20 protein-coding genes are annotated in these 18434 nt (G+C 62.2%); 8 read left to right on the forward strand and 12 right to left on the reverse strand.

All coding sequences use genetic code 11. The features are described from left to right. Positions 1–70 precede the first annotated feature (70 nt). Positions 71–2362, reverse strand: a complete 2292-nt coding sequence (locus F7P80_RS00115) for a DNA internalization-related competence protein ComEC/Rec2 (protein ID WP_151041959.1) — start codon at positions 2360–2362, stop codon at positions 71–73. A gap of 127 nt (positions 2363–2489) precedes the next feature. Here F7P80_RS00115 and F7P80_RS00120 point away from each other — a divergent pair, with 127 nt between their 5' ends. Next, on the forward strand, positions 2490–2948 hold the full coding sequence (locus F7P80_RS00120) for a RidA family protein (protein WP_058880359.1): 459 nt from the start codon (positions 2490–2492) through the stop codon (positions 2946–2948). A 150-nt stretch (positions 2949–3098) separates the two neighbouring features. Here the strand turns inward: F7P80_RS00120 and folK are convergent, their stop codons facing one another. Genes folK through hda form a run of 4 tightly spaced genes read right to left on the reverse strand, consistent with a single transcriptional unit; the run spans position 3099 to position 6585 of the window. Further along, entirely contained in the window at positions 3099–3587 is a 489-nt protein-coding gene (folK, locus tag F7P80_RS00125) for a 2-amino-4-hydroxy-6-hydroxymethyldihydropteridine diphosphokinase (protein ID WP_151041961.1), read from the reverse strand. A 1-nt stretch (position 3588) separates the two neighbouring features. After that, positions 3589–5139, reverse strand: coding sequence for a polynucleotide adenylyltransferase PcnB (gene pcnB / locus F7P80_RS00130; protein WP_151041964.1), 1551 nt, complete (start codon positions 5137–5139; stop codon positions 3589–3591). Further along, the gene (locus tag F7P80_RS00135; protein WP_151041967.1) at positions 5136–5837 is read right to left on the reverse strand and encodes an HAD family hydrolase; all 702 of its coding nucleotides are present in this window, start codon (positions 5835–5837) and stop codon (positions 5136–5138) included. The genes pcnB and F7P80_RS00135 overlap by 4 nt, the downstream gene beginning before the upstream one ends. A gap of 49 nt (positions 5838–5886) precedes the next feature. Next, complete coding sequence (gene hda / locus F7P80_RS00140; protein WP_054066073.1) at positions 5887–6585, reverse strand: DnaA regulatory inactivator Hda; 699 nt, start codon at positions 6583–6585, stop codon at positions 5887–5889. Between the two features lie 45 nt (positions 6586–6630). On the opposite strand from hda, the gene F7P80_RS00145 reads away from it, so the two are divergent. Genes F7P80_RS00145 through F7P80_RS00155 form a run of 3 tightly spaced genes read left to right on the forward strand, consistent with a single transcriptional unit; the run spans position 6631 to position 9079 of the window. Continuing rightward, complete coding sequence (locus F7P80_RS00145; RefSeq protein WP_151041970.1) at positions 6631–6888, forward strand: hypothetical protein; 258 nt, start codon at positions 6631–6633, stop codon at positions 6886–6888. Between the two features lie 56 nt (positions 6889–6944). Further along, positions 6945–7994, forward strand: coding sequence for a phosphoribosylformylglycinamidine cyclo-ligase (gene purM / locus F7P80_RS00150; RefSeq protein WP_058880355.1), 1050 nt, complete (start codon positions 6945–6947; stop codon positions 7992–7994). 23 nt (positions 7995–8017) lie between these two features. Further along, positions 8018–9079, forward strand: coding sequence for an AI-2E family transporter (locus F7P80_RS00155; RefSeq protein WP_054066076.1), 1062 nt, complete (start codon positions 8018–8020; stop codon positions 9077–9079). 91 nt (positions 9080–9170) lie between these two features. Here F7P80_RS00155 and F7P80_RS00160 read toward each other — a convergent pair whose 3' ends face one another. Together F7P80_RS00160 and murJ are read right to left on the reverse strand one after the other, a co-directional pair. Next, entirely contained in the window at positions 9171–10022 is an 852-nt protein-coding gene (locus F7P80_RS00160; RefSeq protein WP_151041972.1) for a SirB1 family protein, read from the reverse strand. Positions 10023–10058: 36 nt separating this feature from the next. Then, the gene (gene murJ, locus F7P80_RS00165; protein ID WP_077345321.1) at positions 10059–11621 is read right to left on the reverse strand and encodes a murein biosynthesis integral membrane protein MurJ; all 1563 of its coding nucleotides are present in this window, start codon (positions 11619–11621) and stop codon (positions 10059–10061) included. Positions 11622–11879: 258 nt separating this feature from the next. Between murJ and rpsT the strand changes: the two genes are divergently transcribed. Beyond that, positions 11880–12173 carry a 30S ribosomal protein S20 gene (gene rpsT, locus F7P80_RS00170; RefSeq protein WP_054066079.1) on the forward strand — a complete coding sequence of 98 codons (294 nt, stop codon included), beginning with the start codon at positions 11880–11882 and terminating at the stop codon, positions 12171–12173. A 199-nt stretch (positions 12174–12372) separates the two neighbouring features. Here the strand turns inward: rpsT and F7P80_RS00175 are convergent, their stop codons facing one another. Beyond that, the gene (locus F7P80_RS00175) at positions 12373–12690 is read right to left on the reverse strand and encodes a DUF3579 domain-containing protein (RefSeq protein WP_054066093.1); all 318 of its coding nucleotides are present in this window, start codon (positions 12688–12690) and stop codon (positions 12373–12375) included. A gap of 240 nt (positions 12691–12930) precedes the next feature. Here F7P80_RS00175 and F7P80_RS00180 point away from each other — a divergent pair, with 240 nt between their 5' ends. Next, positions 12931–14127 carry an aspartate aminotransferase family protein gene (locus F7P80_RS00180; RefSeq protein WP_054066094.1) on the forward strand — a complete coding sequence of 399 codons (1197 nt, stop codon included), beginning with the start codon at positions 12931–12933 and terminating at the stop codon, positions 14125–14127. A gap of 17 nt (positions 14128–14144) precedes the next feature. After that, on the forward strand, positions 14145–15068 hold the full coding sequence (gene argF, locus F7P80_RS00185; RefSeq protein WP_058880351.1) for an ornithine carbamoyltransferase: 924 nt from the start codon (positions 14145–14147) through the stop codon (positions 15066–15068). A 159-nt stretch (positions 15069–15227) separates the two neighbouring features. Here argF and F7P80_RS16670 read toward each other — a convergent pair whose 3' ends face one another. Further along, the gene (locus F7P80_RS16670) at positions 15228–15383 is read right to left on the reverse strand and encodes a hypothetical protein (protein WP_170265316.1); all 156 of its coding nucleotides are present in this window, start codon (positions 15381–15383) and stop codon (positions 15228–15230) included. Between the two features lie 168 nt (positions 15384–15551). On the opposite strand from F7P80_RS16670, the gene F7P80_RS00190 reads away from it, so the two are divergent. After that, the gene (locus tag F7P80_RS00190) at positions 15552–15923 is read left to right on the forward strand and encodes a YkgJ family cysteine cluster protein (protein WP_054066081.1); all 372 of its coding nucleotides are present in this window, start codon (positions 15552–15554) and stop codon (positions 15921–15923) included. Positions 15924–15947: 24 nt separating this feature from the next. Here the strand turns inward: F7P80_RS00190 and F7P80_RS00195 are convergent, their stop codons facing one another. Genes F7P80_RS00195 through F7P80_RS00205 form a run of 3 tightly spaced genes read right to left on the reverse strand, consistent with a single transcriptional unit; the run spans position 15948 to position 18354 of the window. Next, complete coding sequence (locus tag F7P80_RS00195) at positions 15948–16136, reverse strand: hypothetical protein (RefSeq protein WP_054066082.1); 189 nt, start codon at positions 16134–16136, stop codon at positions 15948–15950. A gap of 23 nt (positions 16137–16159) precedes the next feature. Further along, the gene (feoB, locus tag F7P80_RS00200; protein ID WP_054066083.1) at positions 16160–18070 is read right to left on the reverse strand and encodes a ferrous iron transporter B; all 1911 of its coding nucleotides are present in this window, start codon (positions 18068–18070) and stop codon (positions 16160–16162) included. Beyond that, complete coding sequence (locus F7P80_RS00205; protein ID WP_054066084.1) at positions 18067–18354, reverse strand: FeoA family protein; 288 nt, start codon at positions 18352–18354, stop codon at positions 18067–18069. Before F7P80_RS00205 ends, feoB begins: the two co-directional genes overlap by 4 nt. Between the last annotated feature and the right edge of the window lie 80 nt (positions 18355–18434).

Raw genomic sequence — 18434 nt, forward strand, 5'->3', positions numbered from 1 at the left:
GCACACCATTGCTGCATGCAGACCATAGACGGAGCCCCAGTGGCTCCGTTTTTTGTCTGCTGCTGGGTGCCTATCGGTGCATCCAGTAGCGGCGGTGGTGCACACGCTCGCACTGCACGGCATCTGGCTCCCACGACCGCCACAGGGCAGCGCCACACGATGGCGTAGCCACCCACGGCACGCCAGCGGCCTCATAGCGCGCGATCACGCTAGGCGCGGGGTGCCCAAAGCGGTTGCGGTAGCCTGCCTGCGCAATGGCCAGCGCAGGCTGCACTGCCTCCACCAACGCCCGGCTGGATGAAGTGGCGCTGCCATGGTGGGGCATGAGCAGCACATCGGCCCGCAAGTCTGTCTCTGCCGCCACCAGCGCCTGCTCCTGTGCTTTCTCGATATCACCTGTGAGCAAGGCCGCCTGCCCCGTCTGGCTGCGCACGCGCAGCACACAGCTACTGGCATTGCGGCTGAGCGCCACCTGCCTTCGTGCAGGCCAGGGCCACAGCACCTCAAAGCGCACCCCATCCCATTCCCACACCTGCCCGCTCTGGCATGGCTTGCCCCCTGCTCCCAGCCACTGCAGCTGCGGGAAAGCCTGCTGCACGGAGGCTGCACCACCGGCGTGGTCGCTGTCGGCATGGCTGATCATCTGCGCCGTCAGCTGCACGCCCAGTGCACGCAGCACAGGCACGATGGTGCGAGCACCTGCATCTGCATGGGCAGACCAGCGCGGCCCGGCATCAAACAGCAGGCTGTGGTACTGCGTGCGCAGCAAGATGGCACTGCCCTGCCCTACGTCCAGCGCCAGCAGGTCAAACTGCCCCCAGGCCGGGGTGGCAGGCTGCCACCACAGCATGGGCAGCACGGCTGGCAGCCCCAGCAGCCGCCAGCGCATATCCAGCGGCATGGCCATCCACAGACAAGCTGCAACACCGGCCACTGCTGCCCACCACGGTGGCTGCGCAAAATACAGCACGGCCAGCGGCCACGCTGCCATGTGCTGCAACAGCCAGACCATGCCTGTAACGCACAGTACAGCAAGATGCCACAACGGCGGGCACAGCACGCCCAGCATGGACAGCGGCGTGACCACCAGCGTGACCCACGGAATGGCCCACAGATTGACCAGCATGCCCACCAGCGAAATCTGCCCAAACAGCAGCAGCGTGAGCGGTGCCAGCGCCAGCCCGACCACCAGCTGCTCTTTGAGCAGACGCAGCACTGCGCCCCGCCAGCCGTGCGGGAGCATGGCCTGCGGCTGGGCAGCAAACAGCACGCCCACAGCCACAAAGCTGAGCCAAAAGCCGGCCTGCAGCAGGCTCCACGGGTCAGCCAGCACCACAGCTGTCAGCACGACCAGCCACACATAGGGCCATGGCCAGACACGCCCCTGCGTGCGCAGCAGCACCACCACCCCCAGCATGCCGATGGTGCGCTGCGCAGGAATGCCCCAACCGCTGAACAGCGCATAGAGCGTGGCCAGCACCAGTCCACCCCAGGCGGCTGCCGTGGGGGCCGGGCACCACAGGCAAAGGCGTGCTGAGCGCTTCCAGCCCAGATGCACCAGTGCCACGGCCAGCCAGGCAAACATGGTGATGTGCAGCCCGCTGATGCTGACGAGGTGCGCAATGCCGGTGTCGCGAAACAGCTGCCAGTCCTGCGCCGTCATGCTGGACTGCGCCCCCGTGACCAGCGCCTGCACCACACCCCATGAGGCCTGCTCGCGCGCATCAGCCCCCGCCGGGGCCTGCATGGCACGGTGCACATGGCCGCGCCACTGCGCCAGCGGGGCCTGCCAGGTCTGGCCCCACCATTGCGGCACCTCCATGCCCTTGCTGGTGCGCACATAGCCTGTGGCCTGAATGCCCTGGCTCCACAGCCACAGCTCCCAATCCATGCCATGCGGGTTGCGGTCACCATGCGGGGCTTTGAGCCGCACCGTCCACTGCCAGCGCTGCCCGGCCTGCAAGCCCTGTGGGGGTGGTGCGCCATACCAGGTCAGCCAGACATGGCGCGGCAGCTGTACGGTCTGCCCGTGCAGCCAGGCCTGCTCCACCTCGAACTGCAGGCGCAGGCCACGCTCTACAGGTTGCGGCATGTCGCTGATCACGCCCTGCACGCGCACATCCTGCCCTTCCAGTGCAGCAGGCAGTGCATGGGCCTGCATCCACGCCGCACGCCAGCCGGTAGCACTGCCCGCCAAAGCCGCGGCCAGCAGCAGGCTGACCCAGCCTGCCTGCCATGCGGAATGCCGCCACACCCCAAACGCGATGGCTGCCAGCAGCAGCGTGGCTACGACGTAGACGGGCAGCGGCCATAAATCTGGCTGCTGCAGCTGCAGCGCCGTGCCTGCCACCACGCCCAGCATGGCGTTTGTTCCCGTTCTGACCCTGCAATGTCTTGGCATACTGGCAAGCATGCGATGAGCACAGGCGGTATGCAAAGCCAGTCGCCCGGCTCATCCGCCTGAGCAACAAGATGAAAGGAAACACACCATGAGCGTTTATGACAAGCTCCAAGCCCTGAACATCAGCCTGCCCCCCGTGGCCGTGCCTGCTGCGGCCTATGTGCCTTTTGCCAAGACTGGCAATCTGGTGTTTCTGAGTGGTCACATCGCCCGCAAGGATGGCCAGGTCTGGGTGGGCCAGCTGGGTGCCACCGTCAGCACCGAGGAAGGCAAGCAGGCCGCGCGCGCCGTGGCCATTGACCTGCTGGGCACGCTGCAGGCCGCCTGCGATGGCGATCTGAACCGCGTCAAGCGCATCGTGAAGGTGATGAGCCTGGTGAACTCCACCCCTGCGTTCACCGAGCAGCACCTGGTGACCAACGGCTGCTCCGAGCTGCTGGCCGAAGTTTTTGGCGACAAGGGCTCCCACGCACGCAGCGCCTTTGGCGTGGCACAGATTCCACTGGGTGCCTGTGTGGAAATCGAACTGATTGCCGAGATTGAATAAAAAAAAGAGCAGCTAGCGCTTGATGGATAAGGCTTTGAAAGCCAAAACACTCTCAAATCCTTGATTTGCAAGCGCAAGCAGCTATCAAAACAAAAGCCGCCATATTCAGGCGGCTTTTGTTTTTTTGAGTGCAGCAGTGCTGCAGGTGCTTTAGCGCTGCAAGGCGCTGGCGGCCCATTCTGGCCCCTGATCCACGGCGATGCGCTGGTCCGCCACAGCTGCCAGCTGCGCGGCCGTCACCCGTTCTGGCTGCAGCTCAGCCAGCGGCCGCAGCACAAAGGCACGCTCGTACATGCGCGGATGGGGCACGATGAGCGCAGGCGTGTTCAGCTGCTGCTGGCCCCAGAGCAGCACATCCAGATCCAGCGTGCGCGGGGCGTTGCGGTAGGTGCGCTCGCGACCTGCGGCCAGTTCAATGGCCTGCAGCGCTTCCAGGAATTCCTGCGGCGGCAAATCTGTTTCCAGCTGCGCCACAGCGTTCAGATAGTCTGGCCCCGTGGCATCTACCGGCGCGCTGCTGTAGAGCGAAGACACGGCCTGCAGCTGCGTGCCCGGCAAGGCTGCCATGGCATGCAGGGATTGCAGCAGCGCAGCGCCACAGTCACCCAGATTGGCTCCCAGCCCGACAAAGACCTGCATCTCAGGCCTCGGCCTTGCCAGCGGCTGAGGCAGCACCACCTGCTCCGGCGGGCTTGCGACGGCGGCGGCGCTTTTTCTTGGCGGGCGCATCGCCTTCGGCCACCAGGTTTTCCAGCGGAGAGGCTTCGCCCGTCTGGGCCGTACGCACCGTCTTGCGGGGCTGTGCGGCCTTTTGCTTCTGGCGCTGCTCTTCGCGTGCCTGGGCAATCAGGTCTTCACGCAGTGCGTCATCGGCCATCTGGAAGTCCTGCCACCACTGTGCCAGGGCCTCGTCCACTTCGCCCACATCGGCGCGCAGACGCAGAAAGTCAAAACCGGCACGGAAGCGCTGCTGCATCACCATGCCCAGCGGCGAGGAGCCGGTGCGCTTGTCAAAGCGCGGCTGCATGACCCAGATCTCGCGCATGTCAGCGGCCAGCTTGCCGCGGCCCGACACATCGCCAATGCGCTGGTCAAACACTTCGTCAATGGCTTCGCTGAGTGCGGGAAAGACGTTGTAGCCCTTCTTCAGACGGCGGCCCCAGCCAGATTTGACGTCCTGCCACAGCACGCAGGCCAGCATGAAGCTGGGTGCCACAGGCTTGCCTTCGCCTACGCGGCGGTCAGTGTCCGCCAGCACGGCGCGCACAAAGGGCTCGTCCGCACGCTCGACCACCACGTCCAGCAGCGGGTAAATGCCCTTGGACAGGCCCAGTTTTTTCAGCTGCTCGATCGAGGCCAGCGCGTGGCCGGTCTGCAGCAGCTTGAGCATTTCGTCAAACAGACGGCTTTGCGGCACTTCTTCGAGCAGGTGCTCGCACTCCACCAGCGGCTTGGCCGTCTTGGCATCCAGCTTGAAGCCCAGAGGGCTGAGCTTGGCCGCAAAGCGCACGGCGCGGATGATGCGCACCGGGTCTTCGCGGTAGCGTGTGGCGGGGTCGCCAATCATGCGCAGTACGCGCTTCTGGGCGTCCTGAATACCCTTGTGGAAGTCCACCACGATCTGCGACTCAGGGTCGTAGTACATGGCATTCACGGTGAAGTCGCGGCGCGTGGCGTCCTGGTCCTGCGGGCCCCAGACGTTGTCACGCAGCACGCGGCCATTGGCGTCCACCGCGTGCTTCATATGGGCCAGTGCCAGCTTGCTGGTGCGCTCATTGCCCGTCACCTGCTCGGCCTGGCTGTTGTCCAGAAAGGCGCGGAAGGTGGAGACTTCAATCACCTCATGCTCGCGCCCACGGCCATAGACCACGTGCACGATGCGAAAGCGCTTGCCGATGATGAAGGCGCGGCGAAACAGGCTTTTGACCTGCTCGGGCGTGGCGTTGGTGGCCACGTCGAAGTCCTTGGGGCGCAGGCCCAGCAGCAGGTCACGCACGGCGCCACCCACGATGTAGGCTTCATAGCCTGCATCCTTGAGGGTGCGCACCACGTCCACAGCGCGATGGTCAACCAGCTGTGGATCGATGCCGTGCACGCTGGCTGGCACCTCTTCACGCTTGCCAAAAGGTGATTTGCGCGTCTTGGCGGCAGAGGGCTTGCCCAGCAATTTGTCGATGATGGTTTTGATCATGTGTTTTCGGTAAACAGATCCAGCACGCGCCAGCCACGCTCTTGGGCAAGGGCTCGCAAACGGGGCTCTGGATTGGTGGCCACGGGATGGTTGACGCGTTCGAGCAGGGGCACATCGTTCATGGAGTCGCTGTAGAAGGTGGACTCCACCGTCTCCCACGACAGGCCACGTGCCGCCAGCCACTCGTTCATGCGCACCACCTTGCCTTCACGCATATTGGGCTGACCCTGGAGTGCGCCCGTGAACCAACCAGTGGCATCTCGCTCCAGCTCCGTGGCAATCAGCTCCTGCACGCCAAAAGCCTGGGCAATCGGGCGTGTCACGAACTCGTTGGTGGCCGAGGTAATGACCACCATGTCACCCGCACGCAGATGGCTTTGTACCAGTTCGATGGCCGCAGGCTTCATGGCGGGGCGAATCACGTCCTGCATGAAGCGCTCGTGTGCAGCATGGGCTGCTTCCGGGCCTCGTTGCACGATGGCTTCGGTCGCAAAGCGCACATAGTCCGCCACATTCAGCGTGCCTGCCTGGTAGTGGGCAAAGAACTCGTCATTGCGACGACCGAACTCCGCGCGGTCACACCAGCCGATGGCGATGGTGAACTCCCCCCAGCCATGGTCGGAATCCATGGGCAGCAAGGTGTGGTCAAGATCGAACAACACCAGACGCGGCCGCGAAAGCTCAGAAGCAGTAGACATGAATCAGGTCGTCAAAGCTGGAAATCCAGGGCCGCAGACAGCTGCCCGGTCATTCGGTCTCCAGCATGGTTTTAAGGAGTGGAATGGTGATGGCGCGCTTGTTGCGCAGCGCAAACTCGTCCAGCATGTCCAGCAGCTGCATGAGGCTGGCCAGATCGCGCGAGAAGCGTTTGAGCATGTAGTCCACCACGTCCGCGCTCAGGGTCACACCACGTGCAGCGGCTTCGGTCTTGAGCACCTCACGGCGCTCTTCTTCATTGGGTACCTGCAGCTGGAACACATGGCCCCAGCCCAGACGGCTGCGCAGGTCATCACGCACTTCCATGGCCGCTGGAGGTGCATCTCCCGCAGAAAGAATCCAGCAGGGTGAGCCGCTGGGCGGGTTGATGGCATTCACAAACCAGTTGAAGGCACGGGCCTGCTGCATGGGCGTGTACAGCTGCACATCGTCCATGACGACAGCGGACCAGCGCTCATCAAACTCAGGCGGGAAACCCGTGGAAGCATCCATCCAGCCCACCTGGGCGCCCTGCTCGCGCAGCAGCTCGCGCACGGCTTTGAGCAGGTGTGTCTTACCGCTACCCGATGCTCCCCAGAGGTAGGTGGGTACAGGAGAGCGCGTGGTGGCACCGAAACCGTTGCCGACCCACGACTGCAGATGAGCCACCACCGGTGCATTACGACCCGGATAAAAACGAGACAGGGAAGGCCCTGTAGGCAAGCCGATGTCGAGCGCCAGTTGCTTCATAGATGGCAGGCAGACCCCACGCTGAACAAATGGTCCCGCAAGCACATGGTGAGCATCAACGAATTCAAGGGTAGCAGCGTAGGCATGGAAGAGAAAGAACGAAACACCCCGCTGCAGGCGCAGCGAAGACAGGTTGTCAACCTGCAAGGCGTGCATGTTAACCGCAGCATTTTAGTCCGCTTCCGCCTTTCTCACAGCGAGCAGCTCGGCTGCTCTATACCAGAGCCTGCCGCAACCCGCCTGCAGACGGATTCCCCGGCGCTGCGCAGCGGCATGAGGCTCGCGCCTGCGCTATCGACTTAGAATCACACAGTCCCGCACGGCCCGTGTGGGAGCTCCTCACTGCACAAATCCTTCTCATGAGCTCCTCTGCCTCCCAAACCCCCATTTCTTACAAAGACGCTGGCGTTGATATCGACGCAGGTGATGCACTGGTTGAACGCATCAAGCCACTGGCCAAGAAAACTCTGCGTGAAGGCGTGATGGCCGGCATCGGCGGCTTTGGCGCACTGTTTGAAGTGCCCAAGCGCTACCAGGAACCCGTGCTGGTTTCCGGCACAGACGGCGTGGGCACCAAGCTGCGCCTGGCGTTTGAGTGGAACATGCACGACACCGTCGGCATTGACCTGGTTGCCATGAGCGTGAACGACGTGCTGGTGCAAGGCGCCGAACCCCTGTTCTTCCTGGACTACTTTGCCTGCGGCAAGCTGGATGTGGACACTGCAGCGGCAGTGGTGGGCGGCATTGCCAAGGGCTGCGAGCTGTCTGGCTGCGCGCTGATCGGCGGCGAAACCGCAGAAATGCCCGGCATGTACCCCGATGGCGAGTACGACCTGGCTGGCTTTGCCGTGGGTGCGGTAGAAAAGTCCAAGATTCTGACCGGCAAGGATGTCAAGCCCGGTGACGTGGTGCTGGGTCTGGCTTCGGCTGGCGTGCACTCCAACGGCTTCTCGCTGGTGCGCAAGTGCATCGAGCGCGCTGAAAGCCTGGGCACCGTGCCTGCAACCCTGGATGGCAAGCCTTTCAAGCAGGCCATCATGGAGCCCACACGCCTGTACGTGAAGAACGTGCTGGCTGCGCTGGCCAAGCACCCCATCAAGGCGCTGGCGCACATCACCGGCGGCGGCCTGCTGGAAAACATTCCCCGCGTGCTGCCCGAAGGCACTGGCGCTGACCTGAAGGCTGGCAGCTGGCCCCAGACCGAGCTGTTTGCCTGGCTGCAAAAGACTGCAGGCATTGATGATGTGGAAATGAACCGCACCTTCAACAACGGCATTGGCATGGTGGTGGTAGTGGCTGCAGAAGAAGCCGAAGCGACCGCTGCCACACTGCGTGAATTGGGTGAAACCGTCTACACGATTGGTAACATCACACAGCGCACTGAAGGCGCTGCCGTCCAAGTCAAATAGTCTTTACCTCTACCGCGATACTTATGGGGAACTCCAACCAACTTCCTGCCGTTCGTCAGTCCCCCAGAGCGCCATCCCGTGGCGTGATCGTCGCGAGCTATCTGCTCATGGCCAGCGCGCTGCTGCTGGTCATGTGGCAACACCTTCTGCCCGGGCTGCTGTGCGCATGCCTGGGCTTTTTATTGACCCGAGCACTGTCACAGGCGCTGGCGCTGCTGGACCGGCGCATCGTTGACCCTGACGCGCACCGCTGGCCTGCGACCGCGGCCGCAACCATCATCATCCTCGCGCCCCTGATCTGGGTGGGCGTGGCCCTGACCCAGTCGCGCGGCTATCTCACCGATATTCCGCACCAGTACAAGGAACTGCTGGACTACCTGGGCCACACCGTGCTGGAGCTGCGCGAAAAGCTGCCGCCTGAGCTGGGCGCCATGCTGCCCCAGGGTGCGGCAGAAATTCAGCAGACCATTGCCACCTACTTGGCCGCCAAGGCTGGCGCGCTGGCCATGGCGGGCAAGGCCTGGCTGGGCGGCCTGCTGCATGCCTATATGGGCCTGCTGATTGGTGCACTGGCTGCCGTGCGCCCCCGCATTCCTCCACGCGCTCCACTGACACAGGCGCTCAAGCAGCGCGTGGTACTGCTGGGCGAGGCTTTCCGCCAGATCGTGACCGCGCAGTTCTGGATTGCGCTGTTCAACACCACGCTCACCGCCATCTTCCTGCTGTTCATCATGCCCTCGGTGGGCATGGCACTGCCCTACACACCGGCGCTGATCCTGCTGACCTTTGTGGCGGGCCTGATCCCCATTGTGGGCAATCTGTTCTGCAATCTGGTGCTGACCATTGTGGGGCTGTCGGTATCGCCGGTTGCGGCAGCCGCATGCCTGGGCTTTCTGATTCTGATTCACAAGGCCGAGTACGTGATCAACGCCAAGGTCGTCGGCCAGCGCACCCACATGGCCGTGTGGGAGCTGCTCACGGTGATGTTCGTGGCGGAGTCGGTATTTGGCCCAGCGGGTCTGGTGGCTGCTCCACTGTTTTATGCCTACCTCAAGAAAGAGCTGGAAGCCTCCAAGCTGGTATAAAAACAAGAGCTTCCAGCGCTTGATTGACAAGCAATTGCAGCACAAATCAATCGCAAACACTGATAAAGAGAGCGCTAGCCGCTCTCTTTTTTTATTGCTGGGCGCGCAGCAGCTCCATACGTGCTTCTACGAGTGGCAGATCCGCCGGGTTCTTTGCGATGCGCACATAAGTCTGCAAATCATGCAGGGCCGCATCTCGCTGCCCCAGCTTGGCCAGCAGCATGCCGCGGTCACGGTAGTTACTGGCATCGTCAGGCCGCAGAATGACCAGCCGGTGCAACACCCCCAGCAGGGCCTGATCTTCCTGCTCGTCCTGCAGATAGATGTTCTGCAGATTGCGCAGCATGCGCTCGATGATGTCGCGGCCACTGGCAGGCTGCAAAAACATGTGCAGCGGCGCCATCTCGTCTTCCGCCAGACCCCATGCCTGCCTGAAAGGATCGAGCCGCTCAGCCAGTGCGGCCTGCGTCTGGCCCTGACCCGTGAGCGGGTCCTGAATGATGATGCCTTCGTCCACATGCAGCTTCACGAGGAAGTGCCCGGGAAAGGAAATCCCATCCACCTTCAGCCCCAGGCCGTGGGCCAGCTCCATCCACAGCACAGCCAGTGAAATCGGAATGCCGCGCCGTGTGTGCAGTACCTGGTGCATGAAGCTGTTGCCGGGGTCAGCAAAGTCGTTGGCATTCGGCCCAAAGCCCAGCGTTTCGTAGAAGAAGGTGTTCAGCGTCATGGCGCGCTCTACAGCGCTGGCCTGCGAGGGAATCTGCCGTCGCACGCGCTCCAGCAGCATGTCAACCTGCAGCAGCACGCTCTGTACATCCAGGGTGGGCTCGGCATCCTGCGCCAGACTGGTGGCTGCTTCGAGCAAGGGGACGGCCCCCTCCTGCCCTACCAGACACCGGAAGTGGTCAAGCACCGAAGGAACGTGGAATTGCATCTGCATGTCCGTGCGCTCTCATATCAGGAGGAAAGACCCGCCTTAGCGACGCAGCAGGCTGCGCAGCTTGACGCCCGACAGCAGCAGCGTACCAAAGTACACCACGGCAGCCCCCAGCAGCATCACCGCCAGCAGGGCAATACGCTGCCACTCCTGTGCGCGCATTGCCTGCCAGTTCCAGTGCTGAGCACCCCACATCAGGAAAGCGGCCAGCAGCAATGCCGCCGCCAGCACCTGCAGCGCAAAGCGCAACCACCCGGGCGCTGGCTGGTAGGCCCCACGCCGCAGCAGGCCAATGAGCAGCCAGCTGGCATTGACCAGCGCCGCCAGGCCAATGGACAGCGCCAGTCCGGCATGGGCTATCCATGGCACCAGCACCACGTTCAGTATCTGCGTGAGCACCAGCACAGCCACGGCGATCTTGACGGGTGTCTTCATATCCTGGCTGGCGAAATAGCCCGGCGCCAGCACCTTGATGGCCACCAGCCCCAGCAGGCCCACGCCATAGCCCATCAGGGCCAGCGCGATCTGGTTCACATCGTTATTGTTCAGCGCCCCGCGGTGAAACAGGGTGGACACCAGCGGGTCGGCAAAGGCCAGCAAGCCCACGCCACAGGGCACGGCCAGCAGCACGACCAGACGCAGGCCCCAGTCCAGCATGCCGGAGTAGCTCTTGCTGTCACCCGCTGCCTTGGCCGAGGCCAGCTTGGGCGTGAGCACCACGCCCAGCGCCACGCCCAGCAGCGCGGTGGGGAACTCCATCAGCCGGTCGGCATAAAACAGCCAGGTCACGCTGCCCGGTGTCAGATAGGAAGCAATCTGCGTATTAATCATCAGACTGACCTGGGCCACGCCGACACCCAGCAGGGCGGGCGCCATCAGCGTCAGAATGCGGCGTACACCGCCATCGCTCCACGCTGCGCGAATAGCCGCAGGCGTCATGCCAATGCGCGGCATCAGGCCCAGCTTTTTCAGTGCTGGCAGCTGTACTGCCAGCTGCAGCACGCCGCCCAGCATCACCCCGGCTGCCATGGCGTAGATGGGCTCCACCCCACGCGCACTAAACCACGGCGCCAGCAGCAGTGCCGCCGCAATCATGCAGACATTGAGCAGCACGGGCGTGGCCGCAGGTACGGCAAAACGTTTCCAGGTATTGAGCACCCCGGCGCACAGCGCCACCATGGACATGAAGCCGATGTAGGGGAACATCCAGCGCGTCATCAGCACGGCTGCCTCATGCGCATGGCCGCTTTCAAAACCGCTGGCCAGCAGCCACACCAGCACGGGCGCCCCAACCACGCCCAGCACACAGGTCAGCAGCAGCACCCAGAACAGCACCGTGGCCACATTGGCAATCAGCTCGCGCGTGCGCACTTCGCCATCTTGCGTCTTGGTGGTGGCCAGCACAGGAACAAAGGCCTGGCTGAATGCCCCTTCGGCAAACAGCCGCCGAAACAGATTGGGAATGCGAAAGGCAACGTTGAAAGCGTCCGTGAGCGCATTGGCGCCAAACATGGAGGCCATGATGAGGTCGCGCGCCAGCCCCGTCACACGGGAAGCCAGCGTCAGCAGCGAAACGATAGAAGCAGATTTGAGCAATGACACCCACGCAGTGTAGCCATGCTACCGAGGGCACAGAACGCTGCCCGGCGCACAAATCTGCGCACGGCAGGGCCTGCCGCCGCACAAGCGCCTCATCAAGCCACCCCAACCTGGTGCACACACGCACCAAACCAGCACCATATGCAAAAACCGTGCGCCACCGTGGTGCACCACAAAGACGCCTGTGCAAGCCCATGAGCACATTGCTATAATCGCGAGCTTTGCTGGCATCATCCCCAGACACTTTAAGGAATACATACCATGGCAACTAAAGCCAAGAAGAACCCCCGCCTGGCCTCCGGCCGCAAGCGCGCACGTCAAAACGTTAAGCTGAACGCTGCGAACACCTCGCTGCGTTCCAAGTACCGCACTGTTGTGAAGAATGTCGAGAAGGCTGTTCTGGCCGGCGACAAGGTGAAGGCTACCGAACTGTTTGCCAAGGCACAGTCCGTGATCGACTCCATCGCCGACAAGGGCATCTTCCACAAGAACAAGGCTGCTCGCGATAAGAGCCGCCTGTCTGCCAAGGTTAAGGCCCTGGCAACTGCCGCCTAATTCAACTTTAGGCATCGCCCGGAGTGCGTAAGCGCTCCGCCGTTTGCTTCGGGTGCGCTGCCAGCAAAACAAAAGAACCGCCGCAAGGCGGTTTTTTTGTGCCCGTCTTATGACGATTTGGCCTGATCTGCTGATGTACAGGCATGAAAAAACCGCCTGAATAGGCGGCACTTTCTCACAGTGGTTGCAGAAGGACTGCTTACTTGCGCTCGTCTTCCGGAATCAGACAGCCTTCGACCACCTGCAGGTGATTGTCTCTGGCGAAGTTCAGCACAAAGTCCCAGGCCATGGGCTCATGGGCATGCAGATCGCTGTGCACCACAATGCATTTGACGCCATTCATGGTGGTGGGAATACACCAGGGCGAATAGCCTAAGTGGCTGCCACGCTGGGCGCCTCCGGGCCGGAACTGGCTCATGACCCCCGCCAAACGCTCGGCCCAGTCACTGGGGCGAAAGGTTTTACCTTCCAAGGTCACACCTTGAATAAAGATTTGTTTGGAGCTTGGGGAAACCATCAGGATCAATCCGGTAAGACGAGGCACATCACGGGATCGCCGCACAGGTGCACTGAGACTGAAATTCTAACTCTTATATAAGACCAGAGAGGAACGCTAGGGATTGCAAACACTGCATAGGTTTATTCCAAATATGCAGAACGACGGTGGCACACGGTCTGCAGAGCCCTAAAATCATTCCCTTGTTCTTTTGCTTTCTGCAAAAGTTGTGCCACGACTGTTATGTCAGGAGATGTATTCATGACCGCTCACATTGAGGCTGCTTCGCCCCACGTTATGCCCACTTACGGCCGCGTACCTATCGCGCTGGAGCGAGGCCGAGGCTGCCGGGTCTGGGATGTGAACGGTAAGGAATATCTGGATGCCCTGGCTGGTATTGCCGTGAACACCCTGGGCCACGCCCACCCCAAGCTGGTGGCGGCCCTGCAGGAGCAGGTGGCAACGCTGATCCACACTTCCAACTACTACCACGTGCCCGGCCAGGAACAACTGGCCACACTGCTGACCGAGCGTGCGCACATGACCAATGTGTTCTTCTGCAGCACCGGCCTGGAAGCCAACGAAGCCGCCATCAAGATCGCGCGCAAATATGGTGTGGACAAGGGCATTGCCAAGCCTGAAATCGTGGTCTATGAGCATGCCTTCCACGGCCGCTCCATCGCCACCATGAGTGCCACGGCCAACCCCAAGGTGCGCAACGGCTTTGGCGATCTGCTGGACGGCTTTGTGCGCGTGGCCCCCAATGACTACGAGCAGCTGGTGGCTGCCACCGAAGGCAACCCCAACGTCGTGGCCGTGATGATGGAACCCATCCAGGGCGAAGGCGGCCTGCACCCCATGCGCGCCGAGTACCTGCAGAAGGTGCGCGCCCTGTGCGATGCCAAGGGCTGGCTGCTGATCATGGACGAAGTGCAGGCTGGCATGGGCCGCACTGGCAAGTGGTTTGCCCACCAGTGGGCAGGCATCACGCCTGATGTGATGACGCTGGCCAAGGGCCTGGGCTCTGGCGTGCCCGTGGGCGCCGTCGTGGCACACAACGCTGCGGCCAAGGTGCTGACGGCCGGCAACCATGGTTCCACCTTTGGCGGCAACCCACTGGCCATGCGCGCCGGTGTGGAAACCATCCGCATCATGGAAGAAGACGGCCTGCTGGCACACACCACAGCCATCGGCCAATATCTGAAGAGCAAGCTGCAGTCCGAGCTGGGCAGCATCGACGGCGTGGTGGACGTGCGCGGCCAGGGCCTGATGATTGGTGTGGAACTGGCCAAGCCCTGCGGCCAGCTGATTGGACAGGCCGCTGAAGCTGGCCTGCTCATCAGCGTGACGGCAGACACCGTGATCCGTATCGTGCCTCCACTGATTCTGAGCGAAGCTGAAGCAGACGAAATCGTCGCCAAGCTCAAGCCCCTGGTTCAAGCCGTTCTGGCCGCCTAAATACCCAAGGAATACTGATGAAGCACTATCTGCAATTTAGCGACTTCACCGCTGAGGAATACGACTATCTTCTGAGCCGCGCTGCGCTGATCAAGAAGAAGTTCAAGAACTACGAAAAGCACCACACGCTGACCGACCGCACCCTGGCCATGATTTTCGAGAAGGCCAGCACCCGCACCCGCGTGAGCTTTGAAGCCGGTATGTACCAACTGGGCGGCTCTGTGGTGCATCTGACCACGGGCGACAGCCAGCTGGGCCGCTCCGAGCCCATCGAAGACAGCGCACGCGTGATCAGCCGCATGACGGACCTGGTGATGATTCGCACCTTCGGCCAGGAGAAGATCGAGCGCTTTGCCGCCCACTCGCGCGTGCCCGTGATCAACGGCCTGACCAATGAATTCCACCCCTGCCAGATCCTGGCAGACATCTTCACCTTCATCGAGCACCGCGGCTCCATCGCAGGCAAGGTGGTGGCCTGGGTGGGTGATGGCAACAACATGGCCAACACCTGGCTGCAGGCAGCGGACCTGCTGGGCTTTACCGTGCACGTCAGCACCCCCAGCGGCTATGAAGTGGACGAAAAGCTGGCCTTTGGCGGCAAGACACCACGCCCTGGCTGCTACAAGGTGTTCCAGGATCCGCTGGAAGCCTGCAAGGGCGCAGACCTGGTCACCACCGATGTGTGGACCAGCATGGGCTACGAAGCCGAAAACGAAATCCGCATGAAGGCCTTTGCCGACTGGTGTGTGGACCAGGAAATGATGCAGGCTGCCAAGCCTGACGCCGTGTTCATGCACTGCCTGCCTGCTCACCGCGGCGAGGAAGTGACGGCCGAAGTCATCGACGGCCCACAGTCCGTGGTCTGGGACGAAGCGGAAAACCGCATGCACGTGCAGAAGGCGCTCATGGAGTACCTGCTGCTGGGCAAGCTGGCGGACTGACGCCTATAGATATCAGCACTTGTGATGCGCGCTCTGCCTATGTCTTGCACGCCTCTCACAAAAACAGGAGCTGCTCGCGCAGGCCTGATGGGCATTTCACATCGTTTTGATGCGAAAACCCAGTCAGAGCAAGCGCTAGCAGCTCTTTTTTTTAATAAGTCACGTTGCCATGCCCTGCGCCATGGCACTGCCTTTTCCTGCTCCGCCAGCGGCACGCGGAGCCTGGACTTCCGAAGATTTGCGCGCCGGCGCTGCGCCATGCACGCCATTGCCTGCAGCCATCTGCTGAAAACGCCGCGCTACCTCCTGGGTCACACCTAGGGCCTCTTTCCTTTTCTCTTTTTTGCACTGCACCAACCGGTTGGCCGTGGGCTGGCTCGTGTCTTGCTGTCTTTGGTACGGCAAGCACAGCCATCTGCTGCGTGACCGTGTGTGCCTGTGTTTCTGTCTGGTCTGCCTATTCGAAAAACGACTGGTCCCACCATGTCTTCCGACATCCATCCCTGCCTGCATTGCGGCGTGTGCTGCCAAAACTACCGCGTGGAGTTTTCCATCTACGAACTCCAGTCCATGGGCGGCACCGTGCCCGACGAACTGGCCCACGAAGTTCCCAACAAGGGCAACCGCGCCCGCATGAACGGCACGGACAAGTTCCCCGTGCGCTGCGTGGCCCTGACCGAGCTGCCCCACCTGGGCGAAGGCTGCGTGGGCTGCGGCATCTACGAACAGCGCTCGCGCCCCTGCCGGGAGTTTCCGTTCGCCTCCTACGGTTGCCACGACACACGTGCCAAATTTGGCCTGCCGCAGCTCACTGAAGAAGAAGTCGAGCGCTGGTCGGCAACCACCGAGGCCTGAAGCCGCAGCCGCTGCGCTCAGCCCTCAGCGCGGCCCCTTTGCACCACCACAGCGCCCTGCGCTGCAGCCCGAGCAGCTGCTGCAGGCGCTGCCGGATGCAGGTGCGGCCGATATCAGGCCCCAACGCTGGAGCCAGCGCCTAGGCAGCCAGCGCCGCAGCAATGCCAGCACGGCTGCCGCCACCATCACCCCCACCAGAATTTGTTCCCACATCGCTCACTCCTTTGCTTGCATCCTCACCCCCAGCCCAGCGCCAGCGCCACGCGGTAGGTGATAAAGCTCGCGCCATAGGCCAGGGCAAACATATAGGCCGCCATGGCCACTACATAGCGCCAGCTATTGGTTTCACGCCGCACCATGGCCAGCGTGGAAATGCACTGCGGTGCAAACACAAACCACACCAGCAGTGACAAGGCAGTGGCCAGCGACCAGCTGTGCGCAATCAGGCCGCTCAGCTGCTGCGCCATGGCCTCCTCACTGCTGGCCGACAGGGCATAGACCGTGCCCAGCGCACTGACGACCACCTCGCGCGCAGCCATGCCCGGGACCAGCGCAATCGCGATCTGCCAGTTAAAGCCAAGCGGTGCGAGCACCACTTCCAGCCATTGCCCGATCTGGCCCGCCAGGCTGTAGCGAATCGCAGCTTCCGTTGCGCCTGCTGGCGCTGCGGGATAGCTAGCAAGCAGCCACAGCACGATGCTGACCGACAAAATAATGCCGCCCACACGGCGCAGAAAAATCATGGCCCGTTCATACAGGCCAATCAGCACACTGCGTGCACTGGGCCAGCGGTAGGCGGGCAACTCCATCATCAAGGGCGTGCGCGCCGTGCTGCGGCGTGCCAGCTTGACGCACCAGGCCACCAGCATGGCCGAGGCAATACCCAGCAGATACAGCGCAAACAGCACCACGCCCTGTAGATTGAAGATGCCGCCCAGCTGCGTATCCGGAATGAAGGCAGCAATCAGCAGCGCATACACGGGCAGGCGGGCCGAGCAGGTCATCAGCGGGGCCAGCATGATGGTCAGCAGCCGGTCTGGCCAGCTGCGGATGGAGCGTGTAGCCATGATGCCCGGCACGGCACAGGCAAAGCTGGACAGAAACGGAATAAAGGAACGCCCGGACAGCCCCACCGTTCCCATAAGGCGGTCCAGCAGAAACGCCGCTCGTGGCAGGTAGCCCGAATCTTCGAGCACCAGAATGAAGAAAAACAGAATCAGAATCTGCGGCAGGAAGACCAGCACCGCACCGACACCTGCGACCACGCCATCCACCAGCAAACTATTGAGCATGCCTGCAGGCAAAGTCGCTCCCAGCCATTCACCCACACTGGCAACCAGCGCTTCAATCCCATCCATAAAGGGCTGGGCCCAGCTGAAGACGGCCTGAAACATCAGAAACAAGGTCAGCAACAGCACCAGCATGCCCCACACAGGGTGCAGCAGCACGGCATCGATGCGGTCATCGCGTTGCGTGCCAGCCGCGGGCATGTGCACCGCCGCCTGCATCAAGGCCGAGACCTGTGCCTGCAGCTGCTGCAGCCGGCTGCGGTGCTGCCCATCCTGTGCGGTGGGCAGTGCTTGCAGCATTTCATCCTCATGCTGCGGCAGGCGCAGCGTCTGGTGGGCATGCGCATTGAGCCAGTCCAGCAGTGCCTGCGCCCCATCGGCACGCACCCCCACGCTTTGCACCACCGGCACGCCCAGCATGGCGCTGAGCTTGGCCATATCAATCACCACCCCCTGTCTGCGTGCCATATCGCTCATATTGAGCACGACCAGCATGGGAATGCCCAGTGCACGTGCCTCCAGCACCAGGCGCAGGTTGAGCCGCAGTCGGGTGGCATCGCAGACACAGATGAGCAGCTCCGGCGGTGCTTCCTGGGGGTGCTTGCCGGTCACCACCTCACTGGCAATGCGCTCGTCCTCGCTGTATGCATGCAGGCTGTAGGTGCCCGGCAGATCCAGCAAACGAATCTGCCGGCCAGATGCCGTCTGCAACCAGCCTTCCTTGCGCTCGACGGTAACGCCAGCGTAGTTGGCCACTTTCTGCCGCACGCCAGTCAGCAGGTTGAACAGCGTTGTCTTGCCGCAGTTGGGGCTGCCCAGCAAAGCAGCTCGCAGAGCTGGCATGGCAGCGGGGCTCATGGCTGCACCTCCAGCGCGACTTCCACCCATGCCGCTTCATGGCGACGCAGCGCAAAGGTGGACTGCCCCACGCGCACGGCCAGCGGGTCGCCCTTGGGAAAACCTGTAGCAATCACATGTACGGTCTCACCAGGCAGAAAGCCTATTTCCATCAGACGCATGACCACCTGCTGATCGCTGTCATCTGCGCACGCCCGAAAACCTGTAACCCGTGCGGCCTGATACTTTTGCAGCTGGTGCAGACCCAATGCTGCGCCCTTCCCGTTCGTGATTGCACTTTGCATGACTCGCCTCGTAGTAATTGATATTTATTCTCATTTTTGACAAGAACATTGAGCGACTCAATCTCGGTTGCAAAAACATA

The organism is Comamonas kerstersii (genome assembly GCF_008801935.1).
GTDB classification, from domain to species: Bacteria; Pseudomonadota; Gammaproteobacteria; order Burkholderiales; family Burkholderiaceae_C; genus Comamonas; species Comamonas kerstersii.